Here is a 17,744-nt window from a genome sequence, read left to right as displayed (position 1 = left end):
CCTCTATTTTACTTGTCGTTGAGCGCCTCGACGCCTGGAAGTTTCTTGCCTTCCATGAATTCGAGTGAAGCGCCACCACCAGTTGAAATGTGGCTCATTTGGTCTGCAAGGCCGAACTTGGCAGCTGCAGCAGCTGAGTCCCCACCACCGATGATCGAGTATGCGTCGCTGTCTGCGAGTGCTTGAGCGACACCTTTCGTTCCGTTCGCGTATTTATCAAGTTCGAATACGCCCATCGGTCCGTTCCATACGACAAGTTTCGATTCGCGAATTGCCTCCGCGTAAATTTCGACTGTTTTCGGTCCGATATCAAGACCCATATGATCCGCAGGGATCGAGTCGATATCGACTGGTCCGACGTAAGTCTCTTCGCCGAATTCTTTCGTGATGACGCAGTCGACCGGCATCAAGAATTTCACGCCTTTGTCTTCTGCTTTTTTCATGAATTGACGTGCGAGGTCGAGCTTGTCTTCCTCAAGGAGTGACGTCCCGACTTCGTGCCCGAGTGCTTTCGAGAACGTGTACGAGAGACCGCCACCGATGATGAGCGTGTCAACGATGTCAAGAAGGTGGTCGATGACCCCGATCTTGTCAGCAACTTTCGAACCGCCGATGATGGCCGTGAACGGACGATCCGGGTTCGAGAGCGCCTTGCCGAGTACTTCAAGTTCTTTTTCCATCAATAGACCGGCAACTGCCGTCTCAACGTTTTGCGCGATGCCTTCCGTCGAAGCGTGGGCACGGTGAGCCGCACCGAACGCGTCGTTGACGAAGACGTCAGCAAGCGCCGCGAAACCTTTTGCGAGTTCCGGATCGTTTTTCGTCTCACCTGGGTAGAAACGAACGTTCTCAAGCACGACGACGTCGCCTTCAGAAAGTTTCGCTACTGCTTCTTCCGCGACCGGACCGTAAGCCTCTTCGACGAGTGGTACGTCTTTACCGAGAAGTTCCCCGAGACGTTCTGCGACCGGTGCGAGTGAGAACTCAGGGTTCTTCTCGCCTTTTGGACGGCCGAGGTGGCTCGCCAAGATGACTTTCGCGCCGCCGTCGATCAAGTGTTTGATCGTCGGGAGAGCTGCTTGGATGCGCGTCTCGTCTTGGATGACGCCATCTTTGAGTGGAACGTTGAAGTCAACGCGGCAGAAGACGCGTTTCCCTTTTACATCGATGTCACGAATAGACTTTTTGTTCATAACCTTCGCCTCCATGTGTCGTGCATTTCAATTTCATAAATAGAGCGGAGAACAATCTCTTGTTTCCGCTCCTATTTGGTTCTATTTAGTTCACGAACTTACTTCGCGATTTCAGCGAAGTGCTTGAGTGTGCGAACCAATTGTGCAGTGTAAGACATTTCGTTGTCGTACCATGCAACTGTCTTAACGAGTTGCTTGTCGCCAACTGTCATGACTTTCGTTTGTGTCGCGTCGAAGAGTGAACCGTACGTGATGCCGACGATGTCAGAAGATACGATTTCGTCTTCTGTGTAGCCGTATGATTCGTTAGCTGCTGCTTTCATCGCTGCGTTGATTTCGTCAACAGAAACTGTTTTCTCAAGAACTGTTACGAGCTCTGTGAGTGAACCTGTTGCAACTGGTACACGTTGTGCCGCACCGTCAAGTTTACCTTGAAGTTCTGGGATAACGAGACCGATCGCTTTAGCCGCACCAGTTGTGTTCGGTACGATGTTCGCTGCTGCCGCACGTGCACGACGGAAGTCACCTTTCGGGTGTGGAGCGTCAAGCGTGTTTTGGTCGCCAGTGTAAGCGTGGATTGTCGTCATGAGACCTTCAACGATTCCGAACTGGTCTTGGAGAACTTTCGCCATTGGCGCCAAGCAGTTTGTCGTACATGAAGCACCTGAGATCACTGTCTCTGTACCGTCGAGGATGTCGTGGTTCGTGTTGAAGACGACAGTCTTCATGTCACCTGTAGCTGGAGCCGAGATGACAACTTTTTTCGCGCCAGCTTTCAAGTGAAGCTCCGCTTTTTCTTTGTCTGTGAAGAATCCAGTACATTCGAGAACGATGTCGACACCGAGCTCGCCCCATGGAAGTTCTTCTGGGTTGCGGTTAGCAAGTGTAACGACTTTCTCGCCGTTTACGAGGAAATGATCGTCGTGTACTTCAACGTCTCCATCGAAACGACCTTGTGTCGTGTCATACTTGAGAAGGTGAGCAAGCATCTTCGTGTCAGTCAAGTCGTTGATTGCAACAACTTCGACTCCTTCGTTCTTGATGATCTCGCGGAATGCCAAGCGTCCGATACGTCCAAATCCGTTAATACCAACTTTTACTGCCATAGTTAATTTCCTCCTTAGGGTAGAAGCTATTTATTGAAGAGCCAACGGGGGTCAACTCTTTAATAACAAGTTAATAATTCTGTTGCCGCACCTTCGTCTGTGACGAGGATGATGTTCGGCGTGTGTTTCGCATAAGCGGCAATCGCCTGTGCCTTTGACTTTCCTCCAGCGACCGCGATGACGGTGTCCATATTGTCGAGCTCTTCTAATTGAATGCCGACTGTCTTGACCCGATGAACGATTTCACCTTCCGCGTTGAAATAATATCCGAACGCTTCGGCGACGGCGTCGTGCCGTTCGATCATCCGCAAATGCTCCGGCGTGGCGTGACGACGTTTTGCCATCGTTTCCGCCTCACCAATTCCATGTACCACTATTCGCGCCGCTCTAATCATTTCCAGGACATTTTTTATGCTAGGTTCCTCCACCATCCGCTCGAACGTCTCTTGCGAAACCTCGTCCGGAATGTGGAGTAAATGATAGTCGGCGTGTGCCCGGTCCGCCATGCGAGAGCAGACGGTGTTCGCTTGAAGTTCAAGCGTCTCTCCGAGGCCGCCGCGTGCCGGCACGAAATGCATCGGCCGTTCTTTCTTGTCGGGCGACATCATCGCCGCGACAGATGCCATCGTCGTCCCGCCTGTGACCGCGATGATATTGTCGTCCGGTGCCAGTCTCGCTTTTAACTGCGTGACGGCGGCCCGTCCGATATCCCGCTGTACCCAGAACGTCTCGTCCGAGTCTCCCGGTACGATGACGACTTGGCGAACGCCGAGCTTTTGCTCGAGTTCTCGTGCGACTTCTGAAATCCCTAGGATCTCTCCCATGACCTCATGCAAGTCCCGGAGAACGTTTCGGCCCGATTCTGTAAGGGAAATACCTTGAGTGGCGACTGCAAGCAGACCTTGGTCTTTCAAGAAGTCGACCTCTCGCCTTAAGATGCGTTCCGTCAGCCCGAGGCTCGTGGCTAATGTCCTGCGGCCGATCGGCTGCATCAAACGGACATAATGTAAGATGTCGTAACGATGTCGGAGCGTGTCGAGCAGGTCTGGGACGATTTGCTTCTGAACGTGAATCAGTTGCTGGATCATGCCTCATTCCCCCTCGACCTCAAGTGTGGACATTTTTTGTCCCACTTTTATTTTTACGTCCCACCGCTACGAGTTCATCTTATCAATCACTTTTCCGTCTTGCAACCCCTCTAAACGTTTTTTTTCGATGTAAGCGTATACTTAACAAAATCTTCAACTTTGCTGTCATCATATCGCCCTTGACTAATGACGGTGTTTTCGTGTACGACGACCGGGATTTCAAACATGTACTTCGCCTCTAGTCGTTCATCCTCACTAATGTCGATTTGTTCGAGCTCGAACGGATAGTCTTCTTTCAGCCATTCGAGCATGACGAGCGCCTCTTCGCAAAGTGAGCAGTTGTCCCGCCGGTAAAGTGTCAGTTTCATTGATTGCCCTCCTTCCATAGTTGCCGTTCCCGCTCCCTCGAGTTGCCGAAACCGAGCGCTTCCCGATAATTCGCCACCGTTCGTCTCGTCACATGGTAATCGAGCCGGGCAAGTTCTTCGGTGAGCGCCTTGTCGCTAAGCGGCGCCGTCTCTTGCTGAATCAGTTCGGCGATCGCCCGCTTGATCATGAACGGCGACTGCCCTCGCTCTGTCGCCCGGACGAAAAAGTCGCGCCACGCCATCATCCCGCCTTCGGTCAACGCATACTTCCGTTGAATCGCCCGGCCGACCGTCGACTCGTGCTTCCCGATTTGTTCCGCGACTTCTTTCCGAGTGAGCGGATGTAAGGTGAGTTCCCCTTTCAACCAGTCCATTTGTCGCTCGGCGATGACGTCCCAAATCGCCCGGAGCGTCTCCGCACGCATCGTGAGCGTGTCATGCCACCATTTCGACTCGTAATCCATCTCCGTTGTGCTGTCGAGCATCGGGCTGAACCACGTCGCGGTCAACTCCCCGTCCTTATAGACGACTTCGAGCTCCGGAAAAATCTGCTCAGTTTCTTCATATAATACCGGCGCTTTCGGCAACGTGGCGATGACCCGAGTGACGCGGTCAAACTCTGCCGGCGTGATGCCGAGTCGGTTCGGAACGTCGGTGACGCCTGCCTCGATGGCCTCGAACACGTCCAACACGAGCGGATCGTCCTGCTCGATCGCGTGGCGGTATTGGCAATCATGCTCATCTTTCGCCCCTACCCCTGTCGGTTCAAGAAACAAGAGCGCCCGGCGCGCCGACTCGATATCGATCGTTTCGACGCCGAGACGGGTCGCGAGCACCGCATCCGTTTCCGGCAGCAAGCCTCGATGGTCAAGGGCGATGACGAGTTGCCGTTGCAGTCGCTTCTCCGCTTCCGATCCGCTCCCTTCTTCAATCTGGGCGAACAGCCTTGCTTCGAAACCTGCCCCGGCCTCAGCGACCCAATCGATTGTACCGCTCCCTGCTGCGACCTTCTCGTTGCGTGCCGACAAGCGGGCAAGCTGAAAGACGAGCGCGGCCCGGTCCGCTTCTAAAATCGGCAACCGCCGCAACATGTCTTGCGTCAGTTGCTGCCGTTGTACTTGTTGCTGTTCTTGCCGTTGCATCGGTCTTCCCCCTCTCGCTTTCATTGTAGCCGAACCGCCCGAACGACGCTGAAAAAAAGTGACGACAACAGGATTGCTTTTTTAAAAAAACAAATGTATAATAAATCGTGTCAGAGAACATGCACCCGTAGCTCAGGGGATAGAGCACTGGTTTCCGGTGCCAGGTGTCGGGAGTTCGAATCTCTCCGGGTGTATCATATGTAAGAGGTCAGGCAATCGCCTGGCCTCTTTTTTCGTTTTAGAAACCGGGAATGGTGGAATAGGTGAAAAACGATGACTATCGTTTGACCAACATTGACTATAGCGGTATGATATGTTTACAACCTACATAAAAGGAGGCAGATTCAATGTTAATTCCAACAGTTATCGAACAAACAGGTCGCGGGGAACGCGCGTACGATATTTACTCACGCTTGCTCAAAGACCGTATCATCCTTCTCGGGAGTGCGATTGACGACAACGTCGCCAACTCGATCGTTGCCCAGCTCCTCTTCCTCGCAGCTGAGGATCCGGACAAGGACATCTCACTTTACATCAACAGCCCAGGTGGTTCGATCACTTCCGGAATGGCGATTTATGACACGATGAACTTCATCAAGCCAAACGTGTCGACGATTTGTATCGGAATGGCCGCATCGATGGGCGCCTTCTTGCTCCAAGCCGGTGAAAAAGGGAAACGCTTCGCATTGCCGAACGCGGAGATCATGATTCACCAACCGCTCGGCGGCACGCAAGGTCAAGCATCGGACATTAAAATCCATGCGGAACGGATCATCAAGATGCGTGAGAAGTTGAACCAAATCATGGCCGACAACACGGGCCAGCCGCTTGAAGTCATCGAGCGCGACACAGAGCGCGACTACTTCATGTCAGCCGACCAAGCGAAAGACTACGGTCTCATCGACAAAGTCATGACACGCTAATCCACGACCCCTTCTCTCTCGAGAAGGGGTTTTTCGTTACTCTCGGACAGTGACGCCGAACACGTAACGGCTGTCACCGTGCTGCCACTCCCCGCCGGTCTCGAACAAATAAGTACCTGGCTCCATCGGAACCACTTGTTCAGAAGCGACGAGCTCCCCGTCAATGATTCGATGGAACGTCTCCTGTTTCGGTGTCTCATGGAACGTGACGTCGATTGCAGCACCCGGTTCGACCGTGACGAGTTGCAAGTCGTCCGCCTCCGGCAAGGCGTGGTCTTCACAGACGGCCTCGTCCCCGTTCGACCAACAATACGTCGACTGTTTCACTTCGGCCGTCACCGACCCAACTGTCACGGTCGGAAGCGGCGGTTTGACGCCGGAAGACGTCTGCCAAAACGACAGACCGTACACAATTCCCCCGACGAGCAGCAACACGATCACCCAAAACCACATCGTTTTTCGTTTCATTCGTTCCACTCCTTTGCCTCTCTATTCCCGTTCCAACAAAAAAAGACCCACTTTTCGTGAGTCTCTCCCGTCATTTCGGACGCCGTAGCCCTTTCAACATATAACCGCCTTTAAAGTCAACCGGGTCGAACGCGACGAGAAACGCTTTCGGCTCGTAATGTTCGACGAGTTCGCGCAATTCTTTCATCCGCGTCCGTGCCGCCAAGACGTCCAGTCGATAGCGGACCCCGTCACGGCCTTGGCCTTGATAGTGGGTCACACCGTAGCCGCTGTCACGCATCTTTTGGATGAGCTCGGCCGGGAGCTCTTGCGTGTGCACTTGGATCATGTTGTAGCCGATGGCCAGTTTCCGTTCGACGAATCCGCCGACGAGAATCCCGAGTCCAAACCCGAGCGCGTAGACGAGCATCCCGAGCGTCGTCAAATCTTGGAACACGATCCCGAGCGCGAAGATGTAGATGAGCGTCTCGAGCGTCCCGAACATCGCCGCAATGACCGTTTTCCCTTTAACGAGCATAATCGTGCGGAGCGTGAGCACCGGAACGAACAGTAGTTGTAACATTAAAATGAGCAGCAGTTGGCTCGCTTGTCCCATAAGATTGCCCTCCAATCAATTCAATATCTCCACTATTCCAAATTTCCGGGGTGGATGCAACCAAAAAAGGCTGACCGCAGTCAGCCTTTCTCTCAGTTATCTAAGTTGCGGACACTTGTGAGCAACTCATAATCCTTACGGATGACTTGATAGATCGCGTTCGTGTTGCCCGAAAGCATCTCCTCGGCCCGCAATTGGTTGAGGAAGAGGCTCGTCGCAAACGTCACGAGTGCGCTTTTTGGAATCCCGATTTCTTTTGCACGCTCAGTGATGACGCGGTCTAGCTCAGCGTCGATCGTGAGCGAAAGTCGTTTCTTATCATTCGCCATAATCATAAAGCTCCTTTAGTTCGCTTTTCAAAATCCTATACACAATTGCTAATTATATAGGAAGAATGGTTTTGACGCAACCGGCGTCACGAAGAGCTGATCTCATCGCCGTTCCGTACTTTCTCGGCGATCTGGTCGATCTTCCGGAGCCGGTGGTTGATCCCCGACTTCGAGATCGGTCCCGTCTCGAGCATTTCGCCAAGTTCCTGCAACGACACGTCTTGATGCGTGACGCGCAGCTCGGCGATCTCGCGCAGTTTCACCGGCAACACTTCGAGGCCGACCGTCCGTTCGAGATACTTGATGTTCTCGACTTGGCGGAGTGCCGCCCCGACCGTCTTGTTCAAGTTGGCCGTCTCACAGTTGACGAGCCGGTTCACCGAGTTGCGCATGTCTTTGATGATGCGCGCATCCTCGAAGTCGAGCATGCCGCGCGTCGCCCCGACGAGCTTCAAAAAGTCCGAGATCTTCTCGCTCTCTTTGATGTAGAGGATGTGCCCTTTCTTCCGTTCGAGCGTCTTCGCGTTCAAGCCGAAGCGATTCGCGAGGTCACGGAGCGCCTGGTTATGGTTCTCATACAGGCTGTACACCTCGAGGTGATACGACGACGTCTTCGGGTGATTAATCGACCCGCCGGCAAGGAAAGCACCGCGCAAGTAAGCACGGGCCAAGTTCTCCTCGCGTGTCATGTCCGAGTTGAGCGTCCGGATCATCTCGTAGTTCTCCCCGAGGATTTCAAGGTCACGCAGCATCGTCTCGGCGTGTTGCGAGACGCGGACGATGTAGACGTTATTTTTCTTCAACCGCATTTTTTTCCGGACGAACAAGTCGAGATGGTGGTCGTACAGACGTTTCATGAGGGAGTAAATCCGACGGGCGATGGCCGCGTTCTCCGTCGAGACGTCGAGTGTCATCCCGCGCCCGAGTGCGAGCGAGATGACGCCGTTCATCCGGACGAGGGCGGACAGTTCCGCCTTCGCCTCGGGGTCGGTCACCTCGAATTGTGTCAGTTCTTTCTTGACGTCTGAGGCAAAGCTCATCGCGTTCCCCTCCTTTCTCTGTCTCTCATTCTATTTCAATTCAAGCTCCTGGAACGAGCGTGGTTTCTTGATCCGTAGGACGCGTTGCATGACGAGCCCGGCAATCGCGTCCGAGTCGTGACGGATGTAATCGCGGTTATAGTCGACGATATCTCCGGCCAAGACGTTCGTGCCGTGGTTGCGGAGCTTCTTCCGGTCGAACCGGACTTCTTCCGAACCGTCCTCGAGGTACCGTTCTAAATACCCGTCCTCGATCGGCTCATTGTTGACGACGATCGTATCGATCGTCGCCTTGCCGAGGTATGCCTCGACCGCCTTCAAGTGCTTCATCGCATCATACCCTTTCGTCTCACCTGGCTGGGTCATGACGTTGCATATATAGACGACGGGCACGCCGGCGTCGACGATCGCTTCCCGCACTTCCGGGATCAACAAGTTCGGGATGATACTCGTGTAGAGGCTACCCGGTCCGAGCACGATGACGTCGGCTTCTTGGATCGCCTCGACGACGCCCGGGGCCGGCTTGATGCCGTCCTCGAGCAAGAACAACCGTTTGATCGGCTTCTCGACGAGCGGGATCTTCGATTCGCCTTTGACGATCGTCCCGTCCTCGAACTCGGCCGCGAGCGTCATGAGCGTCTCCGTCACCGGCAGCACCCGGCCTTGGGCGTTCAACAGCTGCGACAAGACGTCGATAGCTTTGACGAACGATCCTTCACAAATATGCGTCGCCGCCGTCAACATGAGGTTGCCGAGCGAATGCCCTTCGAGCCCGTATCCGCTGTCGAACCGATACTGCAAAATCTTGTCCATGAGCGGCTCGACCTCGGATAAAGCGAGAATGACGTTGCGGATGTCCCCTGGCGGCAACATGTGGAACTCGTCGCGGAGCCGTCCCGAGCTCCCACCGTCATCTCCGACCGTGACGATGGCCGTGATGTCGAGCGGATAGTGCTTCAATCCACGGACGAGTGTCGATAATCCGGTACCGCCCCCGATGGCGACGACTTTTCGATCGCGTCTCATCTTATTTCTCCTTCGTCGCGTGCGCAAGGTCGCGATGGACGGTCTTGACGTTGTAGCGCTCCGCGAAATGTTCCGACACTTTTTCGGCGAACGTGATCGACCGATGTTTCCCGCCCGTACAACCGAAGGCGACGACGACTTGCGTCTTCCCTTCCCGTTTGTACTGCGGCAACAAGAATTCGAGCATGTCGATCAACTTCTTATAGAACGCCCGCGCCTCGGGATGCGACATGACGTATTCCTGCACTTCGCTCGTCTGACCCGTGAGCGGACGGAGCTCCGGGATGTAGAACGGGTTCGTGATGAAGCGGACGTCGAACAACAGGTCGATGTCGAGCGGTACGCCGTGCTTGAAGCCGAACGACATGAAGTTGACCGTGAACGGGATGCGCTCTTCATTGAACTGCAGCAAGATGCGGTCTTTGAGCATTTGCGGTTTCAAATCGCTCGTGTCGTACAGCGTGTGCGCCCGGTCGCGGAACCCTTCGAGCAGTTCACGCTCCATCTGGATGCCGACGAGCGGCGCGTCTTCCGGTGCGAGCGGATGCGACCGGCGCGTCTCTTTATAACGCCTTACGAGCACTTCGTCGCGTGTGTCGAGATAAAGCAGATGCGGGTGCACGCTCTTTTGTTCCAAATCATCGATGACGATGAACAGACTGTCGATGAAGTCCCGTGTTCGCGTGTCGATGGCGACCGCGATCTTCGGACGGACCGAGCTGATGACATCGATCAATTGCGGCAACAAGACCGGCGGCAAGTTATCGACGCAAAAATAGCCGAGGTCCTCAAAGCTATTCATCGCGACCGATTTCCCGGCCCCGCTCATCCCGCTGATGATGATCAATTCTTCTAATCCTTTAAAGTCTTCCATATCGCTGACGCCCCCTTATTTTGACAACCGAGCCGTGTGTGTAGCTCTCTTCATTCTATAGTATAGCGAACGCTCGAAAAAAAGAGAAGGGATTGCGGTCGCCCGCAATGCCTTCTCCGTAAATCACGCGTTTTGTTCGTGCAACGCCTCGAGGAGTCCCTCGATATAATGTTGCGCGTTTTGCGCGGCGATCGATCCGTCGTTCGTCGCGGTGACGACTTGGCGGAGCGTCTTGTCGCGAACGTCGCCGGCCGCGAAAATCCCAGGGATCTTCGTCTCCATCGCTTCGTTCGTGACGATATAGCCTTGCTCGTTCGTGATGCCGAGGTCTTTGACGAAACCGGTGATCGGGTTCATGCCGATGTAGATGAACACACCGTCAATCGCATGCTCCGACTCCGTGCCGTCGATCGTGCTGACGAGACGGGCCCCGCCGACCTTGCCGTCGACTTCTGTGATCTCTTGGAGCGTATGGTTCCAGATGAAGTCGATTTTCGGGTTATCGAACGCCCGTTTTTGCAAGATTTTTTGGGCGCGCAGCTCGTCGCGACGGTGGACGATCGTCACTTTGTTCGCGAAGCGTGTCAAGAACACACCTTCTTCGACGGCCGAGTCGCCGCCGCCGATGACGAACAAGTCTTTTCCTTTGAAGAACGCCCCGTCACAGACCGCACAGTACGAGACACCGCGGCCGCCGAGTTCTTCTTCACCCGGGACGCCGATTTTCTTATACTGGGCGCCTGAAGCGAGAATGATCGCCCGTGCTTTGTAGTCACGGTTATGGGCGTGGACGATTTTATACTCTTGTTCGTCCGATATGCTCTGGACGTCGCCGTACGCATATTCCGCGCCGAACGCTTTCGAGTGGTCGAACATCTTCTGCGACAGGTCCGGTCCGAGGATGCTGTCGTAACCTGGATAGTTTTCGATATCTTCCGTGTTCGCCATCTGGCCACCTGGGATGCCTCGTTCGATCATGAGTGTCGACAAGTTGGCACGTGACGCGTAAAGCGCCGCCGTCATACCGGCTGGGCCGGCCCCGATGATGATGACGTCATAGATTTTTTCTTCTGTCATTAGGATTCCACCTCTGCATGAAATTGATTGACTTCAGTATATGAAACCTAGGGAGGTATCGTCTATCTTTATGCTCGTTCGAGTTGTTGCTTGTACGAGCGGATCGTGTCCGTCAACGTGTCGACCGTGATCCCGAACGCGTCGGCACAGTCGGAGAGGACGAGCGCGTCCCGTTTCGCATAAAACATCCAGACGAGCGCCGCGGCCGATGCCGTGACGTCATCGAACGAATAACCAGTGAGCAACAAGCGTGAGAACCGCTCATAGAAGTCACCTTCTAGGCTCATCTGCTCTGCTTCCGGGACGTGGCGTTCGGCCAAGATGAGCGCCTCGTACGCCCGCTCGATCCGCACGTCGCCTTTAAACGGCACGGCACAGATGACGGCCTGGCACTTCTTCGCGAAGGCGATGACCGTCTCGTCGTCTGTGACCGTGTTCGTGAGCGCGAGCGCCTCGAACGCCTCGTCGTCTTCAAGCTTCGAGATGATCCGGATGATCTCGATGCGCGCCAAATCATCTTCTTGACGCAAGCCTTGGACGAGCGCCGAGCGGAACTCCAGGTTGTCTCGGATATCGAACGACTGCTTGTCCTCGATTTGCTTCGATTGCTCACCATTCAAATAGGTCGCCGCTTCTTCAAGACGTCCGGTCTTGTAGGCGGAGACGCTGAGCCAATGCCCAAACAGTGAATCCCCACGGAAGCCCCGCTCTTGCAAGAGACGGAGTTCTTCGTAGGCGTGATTGTAATGCCCGACGAGTGCGAGCGTCGTCGCGAGTTTATAGCGCATCTCGAATTGGAGCGGACGGACGCGTGTGAGCGGTGCCGACAGATGAAGCGCCGCGACCGATTGTCCGGCCTCGTGGAGCAACATGATCGTGTTCAAGATCGCATGCAAGTTGCCCGGGTTCTCATCGAGCACGTATTCGAGTGTCTCGAACGCCGTCTCATCGTTTCCGAGATAAAAGTGGACGATGGCCAAGTTGTTATACGCCGGCCAAAATGCCGGGTAGCGGTCGATCAACCGTTCGAGCGTCGACTTGGCGGCGAAGAGCCGGCCTTTGTCGATTTGACGTTGCGCCTCGGTGTGCCACGTGATCAACTCGTCTTCTTCCTCGTCCTCGAGCTCTTTTTCGAGTTCGATCAATTCGAGCAACGACTGGACCGACTCTGCGTACGGACCGTGTGCTTCTTGCTCGAGGTAACGGCTCGCGTACGTCGCCGCTTCTTCATATTGAGAGATGTAGGCGCAGTTGCTCGCGAGGTGGTAAAGTGCCTCTGTCGCCGTATCATCGAGTTCAAGCACCCGTTTCCACACGTCGTTGGCGTGGTAGACCTCTCCTACTTCAAATAACAGTTCAGCGTACTGTTTATGATAGTCGACGCGATGCGCTGCGGCTGTCGTAGCTTCAGCCATGAAAAAAGTCGCTTCATCTAGGCGACCTTCTCGTAACGCACGACGACCTCTATAGTAGTGGAGCTCCGCAGCGAGCGGAGATTCTGGTTCGGGTAGCGTCATTAGTGCTTCATAGTTCGCTTCCATATTCTAAATCCCCCACATCAGTTCTTAATCATTTTTTAGTTGCAGGGTTAAGAATACCGCACTCAATCCGCGAGAGCAACTGAAAAACTTAAAAAAAATCGGGACTATATTCCTTCTATAATGAATATATTTTATAGGGTCTTATAAATGCTTTTCAGCAAAAACATGCATCCACGCTCAAGGCGCATGAAGACACAAAAAAACGGCATCACTTGTTTAAAATGTGATACCGCTCAAGTATTTTCCAGCCGTGACATCTGTCACGACGGTAAAATGATTTCGTGCTAAATTGTGTCTATTTCGTGTCAACGGTCTGCAGTTTGGCACCGATGACGTGTTCACCCGGCAAGACGTCGCGGTGGACGACGGCACCGGCACCAACGACGGCCCGATCCCCGATTGTGACACCCGGCAAAATCGTCACGTTCGCCCCGATCAACACGTCGTCCCCGATCGAGACGTCCCCAATCCGATACTCATCGACGAGATATTCGTGGCAAAGGATCGTCGTGTTGAAGCCGACGACTGTGTTGCGGCCGATCGAGATACGTTCCGGAAACATGACGTCCGGCGTCACCATGAGGGCGAGCGCGCTATACGGACCGATGCGCATGCCGAGGAACGTCCGGTACAGCCAGCGTTTCGCTTTCACCGACGGAAAGAACCGACCGACGAGCACGACCGTCGTGTTTTTGAACACACGGAGGAACCGGATCGTCCGGTACATCTGCCAGAGCGGGTTCGGCCCATCGAGACGGAATCGCTCCGTCTTACGCATGGACCGTGACCTCGTCGAGCCACGCCTCGAAGTGTTCCATCGACTCGATGATGACGTCCGGCTCGAGCGACTCGAGGAACGCGCGGCCTTTGAGCGCCCAACCGACGGCGACCGTCTTCGTGCCGGCGTTCTTGCCGCTGAAGATGTCCGTGTCGTTGTCCCCGACCATGACGGCCCGGTCCGCTGTCGAACCGAGCGCCCGGAGCGCTTGCTCGACCGGCTCGGCGTGCGGCTTCTCGTTCTCGACGTCATCGGCTGTCACGACGACGCCGAACAAGTGGTCGATGTTGAACAAGCGCAAACCGTGCTCGACGACCGGGCGCCCTTTCGACGTGACGACGCCGAGCTTGTACCCTTTCGCGTGCAGACGGTGCAACCCGTCGATCACACCTGGATACTCGGCGACGAGCGCGTCGTGCATCGCGATGTTGAAGCTGCGGTAAAACGCCTGCATCTCTTTCCACTCCGGCTCGTTCAATTCGCGGAACGACTTCTCGAGCGTCGGCCCGATGAACGGGTACAAGTCTTCATCCCGATACGTCTGTTCCGGGAAGTAGTAGCTGAGTGTGTGACGGAAGCTCGCGAGGATGAGCGGATTCGTGTCGAGCAACGTTCCGTCCAAATCAAATAACAACGTATCCATCAATCAAACAGTCCTTTCTCTGAAGGGTCATTGTAACGTTTCGCATGGCGGCGCACGACCATCATGACGATCCCGAAGATGATCATCGCGATCGAGACGAGTTGGGCCGTCCGCAGGTCACCGGCCATGAGGCTGTCGGTGCGGAGTCCTTCAATGTAGAAGCGGCCGATCGAGTACCAGACGAGGTACGACAAGAAGATGTAGCCGCGCGGCGGGTTGCCGACCATGCGCCAGACGACGAGCAAGATGACACCGATGATGTTCCAGACGCTCTCGAACAAGAACGTCGGCAAGTAGTATGCCCCGTCGATATACATCTGGTTGACGATCCAATCCGGTAGGAACAACGTCTCTTTCAAGAAACGACTCGTCGTCTCGGCCCCATGCGCTTCTTGGTTCATGAAGTTGCCCCAGCGCCCGACGGCTTGTCCGAGCAGGAGCGATGGCGCCAAAATGTCCGTCACTTTCCAAAACGACATCGACTTGCGCATGCTGTAGATGACGACGACGAGCAGCGCCCCGAAGATGGCACCGTGAATCGCGATCCCGCCTTGGCGGATATCGATGATCTGTCCGAGGTTTTGGCTGTAGTAGTCCCATTGGAAGACGACATAGTAGAGACGGGCGAAGACGATACTGATCGGGATCGACCAGATGACGACGTCGACGAGCCGCTCCGAATCATAGTTGATGCGTTTCGCCTCGAACAAGGCGAGCACGAGTCCGAGCATCGCCCCGAAGGCGATGATCATTCCGTACCAGTAAATCGGGAGCGACCCGATCTCGAACGCTACACGGTCAAACGTCGGTTTCACCATTATTCCATGTCCCCTTCGTTATCGTGGATTGCGTTCGCGAGACGTTCGGCGAACTCTTCCGCGGTATTGATGCCCATGTTTTGCAGGCGGTAGTTCATCGCCGCGACTTCGACGATGACGGCCAAGTTACGTCCCGGGCGGACCGGGATCGTGAGGAGCGGCACTTCGCTGTCGATGATTTTCATCGTGTTGTGGTCGAGCCCGACGCGGTCATACACTTTGCCCGCATCCCAGTTCTCAAGGTTGATGATCAAGCTGATCTTCTTATGTGACCGGACGGCTCCGGCCCCGAACAGCGTCATGACATCGATGATGCCGATCCCGCGAATCTCGAGCAAGTGACGGATCAGTTTCGGTGCCGACCCGACGAGCAATTGGTCGCCCGTCTGACGGATCTCGACCGAATCGTCGGCGACGAGGCGGTGCCCCCGCTTGACGAGTTCGAGCGCGGTCTCGGATTTCCCGACGCCGCTCTGCCCTTTGATGAGGACGCCGACGCCATAAATGTCGACGAGCACGCCGTGCATCGCCGTCATCGGTGCGAGTTCCATCTCGAGGAAGTTCGTGATCTGCGACTCGATCGACGTCGTCACCGCGTTCGTGCGCATGAGCGGCACGTTCGCCGTCTCAGCCTCTTCTTCGATCTCTTTCGGGATATCGAAACCGCGGGTGATGAGGATGCCCGGTGTCGATTCCGTGCACAAGATCTTCGCCCGCTCGCGCCGGCTCTCTTCAGACAGGCTCGCGTAGAACGTGAGCTCCGTCTTCCCGAGCACTTGCAGGCGATTTTTCGCATAGTGGGTATAGTAGCCGGCGAGGACGAGTCCTGGACGACTGAGGTCTGGTGTGGCGATCGGACGATGGAGTCCTTCTTCACCGGAAATGACTTGAAGTTTGAAGCGCTCAACAAGTTGAGCCGTGCGTACGATATTTTGCATGAGTATCTGCCCCTTTCACGCTCATTATTGTATCATAGCTCTCACGCGTTCGTGTCAGCGAAAGTGAGTCGCGGCGTGTCAGAAAAAAGAAATGAAACTAATCGGCCAACATTTCGTAGAACGGGTATAGACCATATGAGGAGGTGAAAAACGCATGAACTCACTATTTTTGATTGCCATCGTCTTTATTTTTATCGTCGGGATCGCGGCGCTCGTCTATTTGATCAAGTCGCTCATCGATATGTGGCGCGAATATACCACGACGAAAAACGAAACCGTGCTCTTGTTGTTCATCTTGAACATCGTCGGCGTCTTCTTGTCGGGCTCGCTCCTGTCGATGATCGTCGCCATCATCTTCTACTGGAACCGGTCGAAGAAGATGCGGAACCTCGGGATCTTCTTGCTCATCGCCGGACCGATCTTGATCATCTTGTTGATCATCGGCTCGTTCACGTTGTATGATGCCCCGATGATGGATTGGGAACAGATGGAGTATGAAATGAACCTGTGACGAAAGAACGCCCGAAGGCACGATGCCTTCGGGCGTTCTTTTTATCGTTCGTTCGACATACGACCGAACAATTCATTTGTCTTCGGGTCGGTCGTCACTTCTGATGGAACGGGTTGTTCAAGTCGCCGGGATTGACCGGATCGACCGGGTCAACCGGTTCGTGCTTGTCTTCCTCGAGGAACGTCGACGGCGGGTGCTGTGAACCGTGCTCGAGGTCGATTGTGCCGGTACGTGTGCCGGCCTCGACTTCGATGCGCGGCGTCTGCCCGCGGCCTGATACGAATTCGAGACGGCGCTGAGCGACGTCTTTCCGGTCGCGGACGATCTCGAGTTCGTCCAAGTTGCAGTGGAGTCCACCGAAGTTCGTCTCGAGCTCCCCTTCGACCTCGACACCGTGCGGCAAGACGAGACGGACGTTACCGGCGAGCGAAGCGAGTTCGAGCTTGGCCGCACGTGCCGTCGCGAGCTCGGCCCGGATGTTGCCGTTCCCGGTTTTGAGCGACGCCTTGTCATACTTCCCGCTCACGATGACCGCACCGTTTCCGGTCCGGACGTGGACGAGTTCCGTCTCGACACCGTCGACCTCGACCGTGCCGTTGCCCGTGTTGAGCAACAGTTCCGACGCATGCACGTCATGGAGCACGACGCGGCCGTTCGCCGTCTGGACGCGGACGCTCTCGACGTCGAGCCCGTCGGCACGGACTTCCCCGTTGAGCGTCTGGACGTGAAGATGGTCGAAATGATGATGCGGGACATACAGTTCGACGTGTGCGCGGACGAGCTTGTCTCGGAGCGATACGACGAGGCGGTCACCGATGACGGAATGCTTCACCGCCGATTGGAGCTGTTCGAGCGCCTTGTCCGCATCCTGTTGCCGGAGCGGGCGGCCCGTGACGATCAGTTCGCACTCCTCGTTGTCCGACGAGACGATCGTCGCCGAGGCGTTGAACAAGTCGAGCGAGATGTCTTTCCCGGTGAACGGGAACGATTTCGAGTACGTCACTTCCGGCCCGAAGTTCGAGCTGAACGAGAAGTCGCTGTCACGAAGCTTCGTGACGAGCCCTTCGACCGCGGACGTCAGTTTCGTCGTCAGCGACTCGACCGAGTACGCGTCGACCTTTTCCGTCTCTTGATACTCTTCGAGCGCTTGGACGCGCTCCGGCTCTAACTTCTCGAGCCGTTCGAGCTGGGTCATCCCTTCCTCGATCGTCAACTTGCCGTCTTTTACTTGCTGGAGAATCAGTTCACGCATTTCTTGTTTCACGTTCGTTTCCCCCTTCGATTTG

20 protein-coding genes and 1 tRNA gene are annotated in these 17,744 nt (G+C 55.1%); 3 read left to right on the top strand and 18 right to left on the bottom strand.

Going from position 1 to position 17,744, the window contains the following annotated elements:
- Nucleotides 1-8 precede the first annotated feature (8 nt).
- From P398_RS0107120 to P398_RS0107100, 5 genes are all read right to left on the bottom strand, one after another.
- The gene (locus P398_RS0107120; RefSeq protein ID WP_029334599.1) at nt 9-1,193 is read right to left on the bottom strand and encodes a phosphoglycerate kinase; all 1,185 of its coding nucleotides are present in this window, start codon (nt 1,191-1,193) and stop codon (nt 9-11) included.
- Between the two features lie 98 nt (nt 1,194-1,291).
- Complete coding sequence (gene gap / locus P398_RS0107115) at nt 1,292-2,299, bottom strand: type I glyceraldehyde-3-phosphate dehydrogenase (protein WP_024370418.1); 1,008 nt, start codon at nt 2,297-2,299, stop codon at nt 1,292-1,294.
- 59 nt (nt 2,300-2,358) lie between these two features.
- A complete protein-coding gene (locus tag P398_RS0107110) occupies nt 2,359-3,387 on the bottom strand; it encodes a sugar-binding transcriptional regulator (RefSeq protein ID WP_081648567.1) in 1,029 nt (342 codons plus the stop codon).
- A gap of 110 nt (nt 3,388-3,497) precedes the next feature.
- The gene (locus tag P398_RS0107105; RefSeq protein WP_029334598.1) at nt 3,498-3,755 is read right to left on the bottom strand and encodes a glutaredoxin family protein; all 258 of its coding nucleotides are present in this window, start codon (nt 3,753-3,755) and stop codon (nt 3,498-3,500) included.
- Entirely contained in the window at nt 3,752-4,897 is a 1,146-nt protein-coding gene (locus P398_RS0107100; protein WP_029334597.1) for an RNA polymerase factor sigma-54, read from the bottom strand. The genes P398_RS0107105 and P398_RS0107100 overlap by 4 nt, the downstream gene beginning before the upstream one ends.
- Before the next feature lie 121 nt (nt 4,898-5,018).
- Between P398_RS0107100 and P398_RS0107095 the strand changes: the two genes are divergently transcribed.
- Nucleotides 5,019-5,091: transfer RNA gene (locus P398_RS0107095), tRNA-Arg, on the top strand.
- Between the two features lie 153 nt (nt 5,092-5,244).
- Nucleotides 5,245-5,820 carry an ATP-dependent Clp endopeptidase proteolytic subunit ClpP gene (clpP, locus tag P398_RS0107090; protein ID WP_024370422.1) on the top strand — a complete coding sequence of 192 codons (576 nt, stop codon included), beginning with the start codon at nt 5,245-5,247 and terminating at the stop codon, nt 5,818-5,820.
- A 36-nt stretch (nt 5,821-5,856) separates the two neighbouring features.
- On the opposite strand, the gene P398_RS0107085 is transcribed toward clpP, so the two are convergent.
- The 12 genes from P398_RS0107085 to hprK all read right to left on the bottom strand — a co-directional run bounded on the left by P398_RS0107085 (nt 5,857) and on the right by hprK (nt 15,947).
- On the bottom strand, nt 5,857-6,288 hold the full coding sequence (locus P398_RS0107085) for a hypothetical protein (protein ID WP_029334596.1): 432 nt from the start codon (nt 6,286-6,288) through the stop codon (nt 5,857-5,859).
- A gap of 70 nt (nt 6,289-6,358) precedes the next feature.
- Entirely contained in the window at nt 6,359-6,883 is a 525-nt protein-coding gene (locus P398_RS0107080) for a DUF2179 domain-containing protein (protein WP_029334595.1), read from the bottom strand.
- Nucleotides 6,884-6,975: 92 nt separating this feature from the next.
- Entirely contained in the window at nt 6,976-7,212 is a 237-nt protein-coding gene (locus P398_RS0107075; RefSeq protein ID WP_024370426.1) for a hypothetical protein, read from the bottom strand.
- A gap of 86 nt (nt 7,213-7,298) precedes the next feature.
- On the bottom strand, nt 7,299-8,252 hold the full coding sequence (gene whiA, locus P398_RS0107070; RefSeq protein ID WP_024370427.1) for a DNA-binding protein WhiA: 954 nt from the start codon (nt 8,250-8,252) through the stop codon (nt 7,299-7,301).
- A gap of 30 nt (nt 8,253-8,282) precedes the next feature.
- Nucleotides 8,283-9,278, bottom strand: coding sequence for a gluconeogenesis factor YvcK family protein (locus P398_RS0107065; protein ID WP_029334594.1), 996 nt, complete (start codon nt 9,276-9,278; stop codon nt 8,283-8,285).
- Between the two features lies 1 nt (nt 9,279).
- A complete protein-coding gene (gene rapZ, locus P398_RS0107060) occupies nt 9,280-10,152 on the bottom strand; it encodes an RNase adapter RapZ (protein ID WP_024370429.1) in 873 nt (290 codons plus the stop codon).
- 123 nt (nt 10,153-10,275) lie between these two features.
- Nucleotides 10,276-11,229, bottom strand: a complete 954-nt coding sequence (gene trxB / locus P398_RS0107055; RefSeq protein ID WP_024370430.1) for a thioredoxin-disulfide reductase — start codon at nt 11,227-11,229, stop codon at nt 10,276-10,278.
- A 68-nt stretch (nt 11,230-11,297) separates the two neighbouring features.
- Nucleotides 11,298-12,770: a tetratricopeptide repeat protein gene (locus tag P398_RS0107050; protein WP_029334593.1), complete on the bottom strand. Its 1,473-nt coding sequence runs from the start codon at nt 12,768-12,770 to the stop codon at nt 11,298-11,300.
- Between the two features lie 295 nt (nt 12,771-13,065).
- Nucleotides 13,066-13,548, bottom strand: coding sequence for an acyltransferase (locus P398_RS0107045; protein WP_024370432.1), 483 nt, complete (start codon nt 13,546-13,548; stop codon nt 13,066-13,068).
- Nucleotides 13,541-14,191 (bottom strand): pyrophosphatase PpaX, encoded by a 651-nt coding sequence (gene ppaX / locus P398_RS0107040; protein ID WP_029693658.1) that lies wholly within the window; start codon nt 14,189-14,191, stop codon nt 13,541-13,543. The genes P398_RS0107045 and ppaX overlap by 8 nt, the downstream gene beginning before the upstream one ends.
- Nucleotides 14,191-15,009 carry a prolipoprotein diacylglyceryl transferase gene (gene lgt / locus P398_RS0107035; RefSeq protein ID WP_029334591.1) on the bottom strand — a complete coding sequence of 273 codons (819 nt, stop codon included), beginning with the start codon at nt 15,007-15,009 and terminating at the stop codon, nt 14,191-14,193. The genes ppaX and lgt overlap by 1 nt, the downstream gene beginning before the upstream one ends.
- The gene (gene hprK, locus P398_RS0107030) at nt 15,009-15,947 is read right to left on the bottom strand and encodes an HPr(Ser) kinase/phosphatase (protein WP_029334590.1); all 939 of its coding nucleotides are present in this window, start codon (nt 15,945-15,947) and stop codon (nt 15,009-15,011) included. Before hprK ends, lgt begins: the two co-directional genes overlap by 1 nt.
- A gap of 154 nt (nt 15,948-16,101) precedes the next feature.
- Here hprK and P398_RS0107025 point away from each other — a divergent pair, with 154 nt between their 5' ends.
- Nucleotides 16,102-16,458, top strand: coding sequence for an Asp23/Gls24 family envelope stress response protein (locus P398_RS0107025; RefSeq protein WP_029334589.1), 357 nt, complete (start codon nt 16,102-16,104; stop codon nt 16,456-16,458).
- Between the two features lie 94 nt (nt 16,459-16,552).
- Here the strand turns inward: P398_RS0107025 and P398_RS0107015 are convergent, their stop codons facing one another.
- Nucleotides 16,553-17,722: a DUF4097 family beta strand repeat-containing protein gene (locus P398_RS0107015; RefSeq protein ID WP_024370438.1), complete on the bottom strand. Its 1,170-nt coding sequence runs from the start codon at nt 17,720-17,722 to the stop codon at nt 16,553-16,555.
- Between the last annotated feature and the right edge of the window lie 22 nt (nt 17,723-17,744).

Origin of the sequence: Exiguobacterium aurantiacum DSM 6208, assembly GCF_000702585.1 — a bacterium.
Taxonomy (GTDB): domain Bacteria; phylum Bacillota; class Bacilli; order Exiguobacteriales; family Exiguobacteriaceae; genus Exiguobacterium; species Exiguobacterium aurantiacum.
The sequence above is the reverse complement of the archived record's forward strand: the minus strand, read 5'-3'. Positions and strand labels throughout refer to the sequence as shown.